Annotated in this window: 10 protein-coding genes; 3 read left to right on the forward strand and 7 right to left on the reverse strand. The window is 46.4% G+C overall.

Features of this window, described 5'->3' with window-relative positions; translation table 11 throughout:
• Positions 1 to 305: 305 nt before the first annotated feature.
• Together HMPREF9140_RS07030 and HMPREF9140_RS07035 are read right to left on the reverse strand one after the other, a co-directional pair.
• A complete protein-coding gene (locus HMPREF9140_RS07030) occupies positions 306 to 1,610 on the reverse strand; it encodes a hypothetical protein (protein WP_006952947.1) in 1,305 nt (434 codons plus the stop codon).
• The gene (locus tag HMPREF9140_RS07035) at positions 1,607 to 2,080 is read right to left on the reverse strand and encodes a T9SS type A sorting domain-containing protein (protein ID WP_006952948.1); all 474 of its coding nucleotides are present in this window, start codon (positions 2,078 to 2,080) and stop codon (positions 1,607 to 1,609) included. The genes HMPREF9140_RS07030 and HMPREF9140_RS07035 overlap by 4 nt, the downstream gene beginning before the upstream one ends.
• A 178-nt stretch (positions 2,081 to 2,258) precedes the next feature.
• Here HMPREF9140_RS07035 and argS point away from each other — a divergent pair, with 178 nt between their 5' ends.
• Together argS and HMPREF9140_RS07045 are read left to right on the forward strand one after the other, a co-directional pair.
• Positions 2,259 to 4,076: an arginine--tRNA ligase gene (gene argS, locus HMPREF9140_RS07040; protein ID WP_006952949.1), complete on the forward strand. Its 1,818-nt coding sequence runs from the start codon at positions 2,259 to 2,261 to the stop codon at positions 4,074 to 4,076.
• Between the two features lie 23 nt (positions 4,077 to 4,099).
• Complete coding sequence (locus HMPREF9140_RS07045; RefSeq protein ID WP_006952950.1) at positions 4,100 to 4,567, forward strand: RNase H family protein; 468 nt, start codon at positions 4,100 to 4,102, stop codon at positions 4,565 to 4,567.
• A gap of 239 nt (positions 4,568 to 4,806) precedes the next feature.
• Here HMPREF9140_RS07045 and HMPREF9140_RS07050 read toward each other — a convergent pair whose 3' ends face one another.
• Entirely contained in the window at positions 4,807 to 6,879 is a 2,073-nt protein-coding gene (locus HMPREF9140_RS07050) for a TonB-dependent receptor plug domain-containing protein (protein ID WP_025073450.1), read from the reverse strand.
• 291 nt (positions 6,880 to 7,170) lie between these two features.
• On the opposite strand from HMPREF9140_RS07050, the gene HMPREF9140_RS07055 reads away from it, so the two are divergent.
• Complete coding sequence (locus HMPREF9140_RS07055; RefSeq protein WP_006952952.1) at positions 7,171 to 8,034, forward strand: OmpA/MotB family protein; 864 nt, start codon at positions 7,171 to 7,173, stop codon at positions 8,032 to 8,034.
• A gap of 201 nt (positions 8,035 to 8,235) precedes the next feature.
• Here the strand turns inward: HMPREF9140_RS07055 and HMPREF9140_RS07060 are convergent, their stop codons facing one another.
• The 4 genes from HMPREF9140_RS07060 to HMPREF9140_RS07080 form a co-directional block, all read right to left on the reverse strand.
• Positions 8,236 to 8,820, reverse strand: a complete 585-nt coding sequence (locus HMPREF9140_RS07060; RefSeq protein WP_006952953.1) for a DUF3256 family protein — start codon at positions 8,818 to 8,820, stop codon at positions 8,236 to 8,238.
• Positions 8,821 to 9,042: 222 nt separating this feature from the next.
• Entirely contained in the window at positions 9,043 to 9,453 is a 411-nt protein-coding gene (locus tag HMPREF9140_RS07070; RefSeq protein WP_006952954.1) for an HU family DNA-binding protein, read from the reverse strand.
• Between the two features lie 403 nt (positions 9,454 to 9,856).
• Entirely contained in the window at positions 9,857 to 11,296 is a 1,440-nt protein-coding gene (locus HMPREF9140_RS07075; protein WP_018572101.1) for a hypothetical protein, read from the reverse strand.
• Positions 11,297 to 11,324: 28 nt separating this feature from the next.
• Entirely contained in the window at positions 11,325 to 11,531 is a 207-nt protein-coding gene (locus HMPREF9140_RS07080) for a hypothetical protein (protein WP_006952956.1), read from the reverse strand.
• Positions 11,532 to 11,754 lie beyond the last annotated feature (223 nt).

Raw genomic sequence — 11,754 nt, forward strand, 5'->3', positions numbered from 1 at the left:
TGTGTGTGTGTGTGTGTGTGTGTGTGTGTGTGTGTGTGTGTGTGTGTGTGTTAGCACTTTTTTCCGAACCCGCCAAATTATTGGACGAAAAAATCACAGAGAAATCGAAATTTCTCTGCGTCGCGGGGGCGATGGAATATGTTGCTAAGTGTCTCACGGCGGCAAAGGTATATTAATCAATTCGTTTCAACAAAATTTAGCATGTCTTCTTGATTTAGAACAAGTCGGATGATTGTGAAATAAAAAGGGTGCAATTCTAACAACGAGAACTGCACCCTAAGATAAGAGTATATGAAACAAAAAAATTATTCTGCGCTGGTTAGCTTGATGTTCCGAATATTGCTCTCAGGCATCATCTTATTTACCGGGCCGAATGTTACGCCATGGTTTGCGGAGTTAATTCGTGCAGGCATAGGTTTATTGTGCTTTGCACCTGCTGAAGCTGGGGTAGTGAACGGAACCTTAATGAATGTTCCCCACTCACCGTTGATGTTCTGACCGATAGAGCAAGCAAAGTATTTTGTCGACGGGTCGGCATTCCATGTAGCCTCATCTACGCCATACTGATTCCAATATGGATCTTGCGGATTATCTTTTTTGAGCATTTCAATCACTCCAGTTTCACCTAGTTTGTTGTATCCTTCTTCTGTTATGATAATGTCGCGATGGAAAGAAGTTTGATCGTTCGGGGTGTAAGTAACCTTTTGGTAGTGCTGGCCGTTACTGTTGCCAAATTCACCGATAGTGATGGTTATTTCGGCCAAGCCTGTGCCGCCGTATTTCAATGTTGTAAGAGGCACGATTACCATATCGGCATAAGTACCGTTAACATCCCACGGCTGAACATACACTTCGTATTCTTTGCCAGGAGTCATACTGCGCCATGTGTTTGTGAGTTCTTCGGTATATTCTTTTCCGCTGAACCGCTTAATCATATCGCCGATGTTGGCAAAACCCATCATCGGGCCCCACTGTTCAAACTGTTGTTGTGCAGTGCCTTTCTCGAATGAGCATATTGCATAGCCTGCGCAATCTTTGTTGGGTGTGAATTTGATTGTAAACTCTGTTTGTTTTACCTCTATAACCTGTGTGGCTACAGTTGGATTTCCTACCACGGGTACAGCTGGAGTACGGAATTCGGCTTTCGACGACGAGCATGCTACGCCATATTTATCATATCCGATGGTGATAAGACAATAGTCGGTGTTGTCTTTGAACTGGAAGTTGAATCCTGTCATAGCTGCATTTGTGAAGTCGTCTTGCATCATCCTCTCGTTTACCATCTGGAAGTAACGTTCTACTGCTGCGTCATCGTTAAGCTTCTTGGCCAGAGCTCCCGTTATACATGCAATTTTGTAGGCTTTACATTCGGGTGTTTTCTTCACTGCAACGAATACAGTGTCGCCGTCGGTTCCTTTCCTGAAGGCATTGAATGTAACGTCAGCTGCAACTCGTCCTTCCAATTTTGCGAAGTATATACTGTCTATTCTCTCGGCCAGATAGCCTGTAGTTCCGCTCTTATGCTGTACGATGAGTCGGTTGGGATTTGTTTGTGCGATAGCCATGAGGCTAACCATAAACATTGTCAGTAGAGTAAATATCTTTTTCATACGTTATAGAATTTAGCTGTTTTGTTATTAATCTTGATTATGTACATTCCTTTTGCCATACCGCTAAGACTGATGTTTTGTCCGCGCCAGTCGGGATTGGCATAGTATAGCTGGCCGCTAGCCGAATAGATTCTCAGATGTCCTTTTCTGATTCCGTGAACGATTAGCGTACCGTTAGTTGCACTGACGTTGAGTTTTTCCACGATAGCTTCCGTTTGGGCAATACCATCGACGGTTAGATTGGCCAGTTTGATGCTTTTCACATTCTCGTAGGCAATTTCGGTTTGTCCGAACAATCCTTTCACCTGGAATTTAGAATCGCCGAAAGTCATTTTTCCGAAGTCGGCCAGGTTGAATGTCTTGCTTGGCGAGCCATCCGAGAAGTTCACAACCATTTGCTCCTGCGCTTCGATTCCTGCTACAAAGGCAAAGCAAAAGAACAGGGCAAGTCCTAATGTTTTCTTCTTCATTATTGCTTCTATTTGGTTAAAAAATTGTGTTTGTGCCAGTCGCCAATGTTCAAGCAGATGTTTTGTCGTGTGGTTTAGATTGATTTATCACGAAAAACAGCGTGGGCGGCTTGCACGGGCAAAGGTAAGTAGATGTTTACAATTAATTACCTTTGCATACGCACAAAACATAATAATTATGAATATAGAAAAACAGATAATAAACTCCGCGCTTGAGGCTGTAAACAAGCTCTATGGGGCGAGTGTGGACGAGCAAACAATCCAGATTCAGAAAACACGCACAGGATTCGAAGGCAACCTAACATTGGTTGCCTTTCCGCTGCTGAAAATATCGCGCAAGAAACCCGATGAAACTGCGCACGAGATTGGAGAGTATCTCAAGACGAATTGTCCAGCCGTCGAGAAGTTTAACGTTGTTAGCGGGTTTCTCAATCTGGTTGTATCGGCCGAGGCGTGGATTAATCTGTTGAACGAAATCGATGCCGACGAGCATTTCGGCGAGCGTAAACCAACCGACAAGAGTCCGCTCGTGATGATTGAATATTCCTCGCCAAACACGAATAAGCCGCTTCATCTGGGGCACGTGAGGAATAATCTTCTGGGCTGGTCGCTTGCCCAGATTATGGAGGCCAATGGAAATCGTGTTGTGAAAACAAACATCGTGAACGACCGTGGCATTCACATCTGCAAATCCATGCTGGCATGGATTAAATGGGGCGACGGGATTACGCCCGAGAAAGCCGGAAAAAAAGGCGACCATCTCATCGGCGATTTTTACGTGGCTTTCGACAAGCACTATCGCGAACAGTGCAAAAGACTTCAAACACAATATGAAGCCAATGGAATGAATGCTGAAGAAGCTGCGTCCAAGGCTGCCCAAGAGGCACCGCTCATGAAAGAGGCTCGCGAAATGCTAGTAAAGTGGGAGCATAACGACACCGAAACGCGTGCGCTCTGGAAAAAGATGAACGACTGGGTTTATGCCGGATTCGATGAAACCTATCGCGCACTCGGCGTGAGCTTCGACAAGATTTACTATGAAAGCGATACCTATCTCAAAGGAAAGGCTAAGGTGGAAGAGGGTCTCGCAAAAGGGTTATTCTTCAGGAAAGAAGATAACTCCGTATGGGCTGACCTAACCGATGAAGGACTCGACCAGAAAATCCTCCTCCGTGCCGACGGGACCAGCGTTTACATGACCCAAGATATCGGAACAGCCGAAATGCGATTCAACGACTATCCAATCGACAAAATGATTTACGTTGTCGGCAACGAGCAGAATTATCACTTCCAAGTGCTCTCCATCCTCCTCGACCGGCTCGGATTCAAATGGGGACGCAGTTTGGTACACTTCTCCTACGGTATGGTTGAACTGCCTAACGGAAAGATGAAAAGCCGCGAGGGAACCGTAGTCGATGCCGACGAGCTAATTGAATCGATGATTAACGAAGCTCGACAAACATCTGAAGGACTCGGAAAGTTTGCCGACATGACCGACGACGAACGCAACGAAGTTGCTCGAATCGTAGGCCTTGGCGCTCTAAAATATTTCATCCTCAAAGTCGACTCGCGCAAGAATATGCTCTTCAACCCCGAAGAATCAATCGACTTCAACGGCAACACCGGCCCATTCATTCAATACACCTACGCCCGAATCAGGAGTATACTCCGCAAAGCTGACGAGCAAAATATCGCACTACCCCTGTCGATTTCCGGAAACTCCCCGCTCAACGAGAAAGAACGCGCACTTATTCAGAAACTCAGCGAATATGCCGCCGTGGTTGCGCAAGCTGGCGTTGACTACAGTCCGAGCGGAATCGCAAACTATTGTTACGAACTCACCAAGGAATTCAACCAGTTCTATCACGACTACAGTATTCTAAATGCCGAAGAGCCCGCCCAGCAAATTGTGCGACTCGTGCTAGCCCACAATGTTGCCAAAACCATCCGCAACGCGATGAATCTGCTAGGCATCGAAGTTCCTGAAAGAATGTAATTAATTACAACATCTACTTATTTATGGAATCTCATCTCCAGAATCCACCCGAATACAGACATGATACAGTCCTCAGGTTACATCCCGAAGTCCAGTCGCAAGCCTGGGCCGTGGATGCTGCCTGTTCGGGTAATCCGGGCCCTATGGAATATCGCTGCATCGACTTGAGCACCGGTGCCGAAATATTCCACTTCGGCCCATTGGAAGGCACCAACAATATTGGCGAATTTCTTGCTATCGTCCACGCCCTGGCTCTTCTCGAACAATGCGGCGAAAACAAAACCATCTACAGCGATTCCCACAACGCCATACTCTGGATAAACAAAAAGAAATGCAAAACTACTCTGGTTATGAACTCTGCCACCGAAAAAACTCATCAACTCATAGTTAGAGCCGAGACCTGGTTACGCACTCACAATGTTTCAACTCCAGTTTTGAAATGGAAAACCCGTGAGTGGGGCGAAATTCCAGCCGATTTCGGGCGAAAATGAATATCCAACTCCCTTTTTCTCTTTTGTTTTTATAGCTCAAAAATATTCGGCGAGCCAAATACGATTGTATTTGGTCGTTTTCTGATGGCGAGGAGCAAAATACGATTGTATTTCATCAAATGCCGCCATTTTCTTATTTCTCCAATATTCTCAAACGGGAAAGGAGAATGAAAATGGCGGCGAATCGATTTATTAACTGTGTTCTACACCTTATATATTATTATATAGACAGTAGGACCTCATAGATTAACCGACAATCCGGCCAAGAACCAGGCACGAGGCTGTGGAACATTACCATAATCTAAATAGCGACGGTTGAGAACGTTATTGGCCTCGAAGTGAGCCGTCCAGCGAGGGGCTGTCCAGCTTAAGCGAGCATCGAGAATACCATAACCTGCGTAATTATGGTGAATATTCGATGGGTCGAGATACCCACCCATACGATGTTGAAGTCGATAAACCAGACCGAGGTCGAGACTTCGCCATATATTCAGATTGAGATTGGCCACAAACTTGTGTTTCAGATATTCGAGAGCATATTTGCTCACTATACCAATATGTTTCTCCTTATTTTGATTCATGAAACAATAGGCCACGCCAGCCTTCTTGAAGAATCGTTGCGAGGGAATAAGTTGGCGCAAATTGAAGTCGGCCGATGCTTCGATGCCAATGTGATTAATGTTACCAAAGTTGACACTCTTCCAAAGCGGCGCTCCTTGTGCGTCGAGAGTTCCGTCGTTTGTCCAGTCAATTAGGTTGCGATGCCGATTATAGAATATAGCAGCACGAGCATTTATGGCTTGCTCTGCGAAAGCAATTCCGGCTTCGTAGGCCGATAGCTCTTCGGGCCGAAGATGTTTGTCTGCCTTGTGCCCTCCCACAGAATAATATAGCTCGGTGAACGATGGCATGCGAAGCGAACTGTTGTAGGAAGCATATATTTTCCATACCTCGGCGATACGATAACCTATGTCGATACCCGGATATAGACGGAGAGGCATGTCGGCCTGCGAGTTTTTCACTGCTGTGAGTCCAGCCGAGAGAGTTAGTCGACTAAGGATTATATTGTGCTCTAGTGCGAACTGCAAATTTGTTCGGTCGAGCCCGTTGGTGTATTTCCTGTCGGTTCCGCCGATGTTTTTCGGAGTACCGAGGGGTTCTCCGAGGTTCGTACTAATGATGTTTTCGTTTCTTATTTCGGCTCCTATGGCTGTTCGGCCCAATGTCCAATCGAAATAGGCGTTTATATTGGCGCCGAGCACATCGGTACGGTGATAGTTGAAAGGATATTTACTGGGCGCATTACGAAAGAGTTCGAATCTGTCGAGACTTCGATTCCAATAAACAGCCGGACGAATGTGCAGCTGGCCAATTCGGACTTCAGCCTGCAGAGCAGCAAAAGTTTTGAAGGTGTGCTCGAATTGGTCGTCGAATTTTACACTGTAAAACGTGTTCGAACCGTAATCCTTCGTGCTCAATCCGGCGTGCCAGTTAAGAGTAAACGGGACTGTCTGGAACTGCCCTTGATAAAAAGCCTTCGTTGTTCGGTAGTCGGCGTTGAGCGTTCCCGTCTTACTACGCAAGTAACCGTCGCTCCGCATATACGATGCTGAAACCTGATTATTCCACGCTCCGGAGGCAATGTTAGCCCGTGCGGCTCCTGTTAGATAACCATACGAACCGCTTTCAATACGAGCTGATAAAGATGTTTTTGAAGCTGGGCGGGTCACTATGTTTATGGCTCCCAAAAGCGAAGATGTTCCATAAACGCGGGCGGCCGGCCCTTCGAGAATTTCGATGCGTTCGATTTCGCTTATATCCACTGGTAAATCGAATGCGTTGTGGCCTGTTTGTGCATCGCAAATGTTGATGCCGTTGAGAAGTAGGGTGATTTGTTCAGAGCTTCCTCCTCGTATGCTCACATCGGTTAACGCTCCGAGAGCACCTTTTTGTCGGACATCCACTCCGACGGCATACTTAAGAAGGTCGTTCACACTTTGCACCGGCGCGGCCTGAATTTCGTCGCGACTCAGTACAGTTACCATTCTTGCCTGCTGGCTCACGGCGAGCGGGGCTCGTGTTCCGGTCACATTCACTTCGTCCATCATCACAGCTTTAGCAGTCACGGTCGAGTCGGTATCGGCCTTGTCAACTTCAATACTAATGCCCTTTGCGGAGGCATGTTGCAAGGTAGCAACACTCAGCACGCCAATGACAACCTCCTTGCCCAGAACAGCAAAAAGCGAATAGCCATGATTCGAGAAGCGTTTGAACTTCAGAACACTCTTCTTTCTGAAAATTGGTTTGTACATGATAATAAAATTGTTATTTCTTCCGGCTCCATCCAATGTCTTCATTCGTTCGAAGACAATGCGAGACGCCGGATTTCGGCGTGCAAAGTTAAACCACACTATCAATAATTTTATACACTTGCCTAACAAGAATCCCTCATTGGAAGCCGCAGAATAAAGACTAAAATTACCTAAACCTAAAATGCTTTCAGCCATATTGATAAGTCAAATAAATATCTTTGCAAGCGGGATTTTGTCCCACACTAGAGTTAGAAAAATAATAGTCAAAACATCAAAAGGAATAAGCGAATTATGAAAAAGAATCTATTGATTTTCACAATGCTTGCCGGAACCCTGGTTCTAACCGGTTGCGCAAGCAAGAAAGACCTGGAGAATTGTCAAAACGAGAACAGCAGACTTAGTGGCGAATATCAGCGCGCAAAAGAAACAATCGCAGCTAACAACGCCCGAATAAAGAGTCTAGAAGACCAGCTCGCACAAGCCAAAGCCAGTGCAGCAGCCCTGCAAGGAAGTCTCGACAGAAGTCTCAACAACGCAAACTCAAACAACATCAACATTTCAAAACTCGTTGACCAAATCAACGAAAGCAACCAATACATACGTCATCTGGTTGCCGTGAAGAGCAAGAGCGACTCTCTCAACATGGTGCTCACCAACAACCTCACCCGCTCGCTGAGCCGTGAAGAGATGAAAGAAGTTGATGTACAGGTACTCAAAGGGGTAGTCTACATTTCGTTAGCCGACAATATGCTCTATCAGAGCGGCTCCTACGAGATTAACGACCGAGCTGAACAAACACTCAGCAAGATTGCCAAAATAATAATGGACTATCGCAACTACGACGTACTAATCGAAGGTAATACCGACAATGTACCGGTGAACAATGCTAGCGACAAGATGAAGAACATACGCAATAACTGGGACCTTTCCTGTCTTCGCGCTTCATCGGTTGCACAATATCTGCAAACTCATTTCGGTGTCGACCCAAAGAGGCTCACAGCCGGTGGTCGCGGCGAATACAATCCGCTGGTTGCTAACGACACCGACCTGGGCAAACAGCGCAACCGTCGTACCCAAATCATCATCACTCCTAAGCTCGACCAGTTCATGGATTTAATTGGAAAAGCTCCGGAGTCGTCAAAAGCAAAACGTTAGAGAGAAGATTTAAATCAATTTTTCATTCGCCCCGCTGGTCGTGATGACCAGCGGGGTTTTTCGTGCCTTTACTTTACCGATGACCGTTTTACGCTCTTCAAGCTCAGGGCATAGCAAAGCAAGAGACGGCGTTATGTAAGGACAAACCTCGTGCCTGTCCGTTCTACTTTATGTTTATCTATTCGTAAGGGATAAGAAGGGTTAATCCAGACTATATTTTCTTTGCCTCAATATGGATGCGACGGCCTTCTTCTCTTCGCGCGAAAGAAGGGAGAGCGAGTACGAAGCCGTAACAGAATTATCTTCAGGCGAAAGACGAAGTTCTATCAGCCTCGGCTCAAGCAACGATTTCAACTCTTCGAACCGCTCAACAGTCATAGAGTCAGGTCGCACAATAGTCGGTTCGAATGTGGAAGAAACAGGCAGTTCATTCCATTCCGAATCGAACATTCTTAGCGTGCTTTCGGGTGCCGGACCAAACCAGGTCCACACCGTAGCAATCCTGTTGTCGTTGAGTTTCCGCATCTCTAGAACAGACGAATTAGTAAGCCTAACCAGCATATAATCATTCGTAAGCTTATTTATACGTGTCGTATCGTCGAGTAAATTGTTCACCTCAGGCTTCATATCTTTCATATCCACATAGTCGGCCACCTCGGTTCGCAGACTGTTGTTAAGATAAGGGACTAGCGAATCGGGCATCGAAAGCCATATTTCGCGCATGTTCTGTGCCGAAGCAAAAGAGGCAACGAGCAATGAGTATGCGATGATAAATAATTTCTTCATGTTGTTGAAATCCTTAATTAGGGATGCAATATTACGCCTTTTTCGCAGAACCGGCAACGGCTTTTACAGGACAATAAATCATTACCTCAACAACAAGCAAAAGGGTGAAAAGCATGCCCGCTCGTATGGCGTCGGCATCTTTTCACCCTTTCATAATCGCCCCTGCATGAATAGAACTGTTCGGTTCCTCCGCGCTTTGGGGATGACCGGGGCCGGGGACGTTTAACTACCCTTTTTCTCCTTTCGTTTGGGGTTATCCACCTCAACTTCGATTTTCTTCAGAGCATCACTGATGGGCTGCTTCCAGCGCACCAGTATTCGCGGACGTTTCAGCGAGGTGGCGCATACGTCTTCCTCTTTCACCTCCATCTTCGAGGGTATCGTGGTGCGAAGCGAAAAGATGTCGCCCAAGTCGAGCGAACCGCCCAGAGTAACCACTTCTTTGATGATGTTCTTCAGCGTGATGAGAACGTTGCGAACATCGCCCTCGCTCAACGACGTTTCGCGAACGATGCGTTCGATGAGCCATTCCTGCGAGAACTTGAGTGGAGCCTTGGGTTCGGCCCCATACGCCTTTTGCCCTTTTCGTGGGCCTACGCCGAGCACGCGCTCGACTACTTTAAATACAATCATGTTCTTAACGGTTTAAATGAATATTGTGGGGCCTCCGACGGCGGAATTTGCCCCGTTAACTGCTTTCTTTTAGTGCTGCATAGCCCACGCCGCCGGGTTGCGTTTCGACTTCCTGTTGGCGATGCTTTACTCTTCTCATTGGCGATGCTTTTGCGTTCCTATTGGGAACCCTTTTGTATTCCCATTGGGAAGGGTCTTGTCTTCCTATTGGGAATCCATCGGTCTTCCTATTGGGAAAGGTCGAGGCTTCTCACTTGGAACACGATTGCCTCTATATTGTGAATGGAAAAGTACGCCTATCGAACATCCTAAAAGAGCTATACTTAGACTCCTCTTGGATTGATACTTAAGGTGTCGGAGGAGTGATACTTAGAGTCCTCCTGTATCTCTAATATCTATTCAATTATTGCGGAGTCCATTCTAAGCTATATGTATATTGATAAAGTAAGATCTCCTTGATTATATGTACATTGGTTTTATCAAATCGCATATAATACCAGTTGTGCCAGGAAGGGCTCCATGATGGAGCTTCTGTGCTTGTCCAATAATATCCCTCCGTTTGAACCGAATTGAGGGCGGAGCCACCAGACGCTAGGCCTGTAGCAGGCAAGAAGAAGTAATCGTCTAACTTTTGTGGAAAACCTTCGGTGGCAGATCTCATCCAAGGTGAAGAGGGTTCTGTGGTTAGGTAATTGTTGCCATCCGAGGCGATGGTTTTATAATATGCTTCGGGCTTGCCTTGCTCTGCGGCGATGGTGCTTAACTTTTTAAACCACATACCACCTTGAAAAAGGTCCGTATGGTCTCTCACCCAAAGCATTTTGTCGCTCCAAAGCGGATTGCCATTACTGGCGAGCCAGCTGCATTCGTTAATATTGGGATTGTTAGCAGTGTTGGCTGCTTCAGGCTTCTCTCCGTAGACTATACCTTTATATGATGGTATTTTAAGGTTGGCTGTAATATCGTAAATCTTACCGGCTTCTACGTTGATGGTGAGTTGCTGGGGAATAAAACCCTCAATGGGCTTCTTAACATTCGGCCATACATTCATATCTGTATAATCTGTAGTGTTGCGTAGCCAATAGTAAATCGTGAGATGATGCAGGCCGGGCGCAAGGGTTATATAGCTGCCATTCTTGTCAAGGTCGGCTGTAGCATTATCGAGGAGAAAGTGATTGGTGTTGAGCACGATGGTTTTCGAGGCTCCGCTGGTGGGTGATGCCGACAGACCTGTAGCCCCCAGACTGTAGGTGCCGGCAAGGTTTTGGTCGGATGTCACTTCTATTTTTATCAGCTTGCTCCGCTTTACAAATGCATCTGTAGAACGAGGTTGAAAACACAGGTAAGCTACCTTATGCTCGAGCTCGAAGTTGTAGATACCATGGATGTCGCGATGGGCTGTGGCTGTTCCGCAGTCGCCCGATGTGCCAAGATGTTCGGTGTTGTTGGGTGCACTCTGCGTCTGTGTAGCAGCAATGGTAACGGCATCGCCTTGGGTGCTGCCCTTACCGGTATAGGTAACGAGATAGCTCGCGCCGGAAAGCGTACTGGAGAAATAGAACTGAGCACGATTGGTTTTACCCGTAATGTTGCTCGAGGTATTACTGATAGGAGTTGCGCCAGCGTTGATCCAGATTTTGTCGCCCGTTTCCCAAAAGAATTTTCCTTTGCCACCGATGGTATGTTCCATTGTGGTGCGCGTTGGCGATACGTTACCACTTTGAAATGTGGTTAATCGTTGTTTGCCTTTATGCTCTTGTTTATCGATATCTTCGCTCGCACAAGCTGCCATCAAGGCTGTTGCAGCAAAGAATAAAAGGGTTTTCTTGCTAATTGTTTTCATATTCTTTTCCGTTTTTGCTCCCTTGTTGTTAAATGCCCCAAGATTGTGGGGTGCTTTCTTCTTCGTACTCTTCTTCGTCATCGAAAAAGATGCCTTGTTTGGCATCTCCATAGCTTCCGCCGTTTTCGGCATCCTTGTGCTGCCCGCTACCAAACAGCAAGTTTCCCTGCTCGGTGACGATGACTTTAATTGTAGGTCGTATATAGACCTGTTTCCTGAATTGTTTTCTATTCATATCTCTATTATTTTGTGGGTGAATATTCAGCATTATTTCCCTCTTGCACGGCTTGGCAAGAGGGCACGAAAAAGCGAACAAAGGGAACTCCTTGGAGCCCTTTGTTTATAGGAGTTACGGCACGCTTCGCGCGCGCGTAAGCTAAAGTGAAAAATGTGTAGTTAGACGCTAGGTGCGAATGTGTGTGTGTGTGTGTGTGTGTGTGTGTGTGTGTGTGTGTGTG

It is taken from the genome of Prevotella micans F0438 (assembly GCF_000243035.1).
Classification (GTDB): domain Bacteria; phylum Bacteroidota; class Bacteroidia; order Bacteroidales; family Bacteroidaceae; genus Prevotella; species Prevotella micans.

Excerpts from the sequence above, each read along its gene's own strand:
- HMPREF9140_RS07030 (WP_006952947.1), bottom strand. The coding sequence starts at position 1,610 with ATGAAAAAGATATTTACTCTACTGACAATGTTTATGGTTAGCCTCATG.
- HMPREF9140_RS07035 (WP_006952948.1), bottom strand. The coding sequence starts at position 2,080 with ATGAAGAAGAAAACATTAGGACTTGCCCTGTTCTTTTGCTTTGCCTTT.
- argS (WP_006952949.1), top strand. The coding sequence starts at position 2,259 with ATGAATATAGAAAAACAGATAATAAACTCCGCGCTTGAGGCTGTAAAC.
- HMPREF9140_RS07045 (WP_006952950.1), top strand. The coding sequence starts at position 4,100 with ATGGAATCTCATCTCCAGAATCCACCCGAATACAGACATGATACAGTC.
- HMPREF9140_RS07050 (WP_025073450.1), bottom strand. The coding sequence starts at position 6,879 with ATGTACAAACCAATTTTCAGAAAGAAGAGTGTTCTGAAGTTCAAACGC.
- HMPREF9140_RS07055 (WP_006952952.1), top strand. The coding sequence starts at position 7,171 with ATGAAAAAGAATCTATTGATTTTCACAATGCTTGCCGGAACCCTGGTT.
- HMPREF9140_RS07060 (WP_006952953.1), bottom strand. The coding sequence starts at position 8,820 with ATGAAGAAATTATTTATCATCGCATACTCATTGCTCGTTGCCTCTTTT.
- HMPREF9140_RS07070 (WP_006952954.1), bottom strand. The coding sequence starts at position 9,453 with ATGATTGTATTTAAAGTAGTCGAGCGCGTGCTCGGCGTAGGCCCACGA.
- HMPREF9140_RS07075 (WP_018572101.1), bottom strand. The coding sequence starts at position 11,296 with ATGAAAACAATTAGCAAGAAAACCCTTTTATTCTTTGCTGCAACAGCC.
- HMPREF9140_RS07080 (WP_006952956.1), bottom strand. The coding sequence starts at position 11,531 with ATGAATAGAAAACAATTCAGGAAACAGGTCTATATACGACCTACAATT.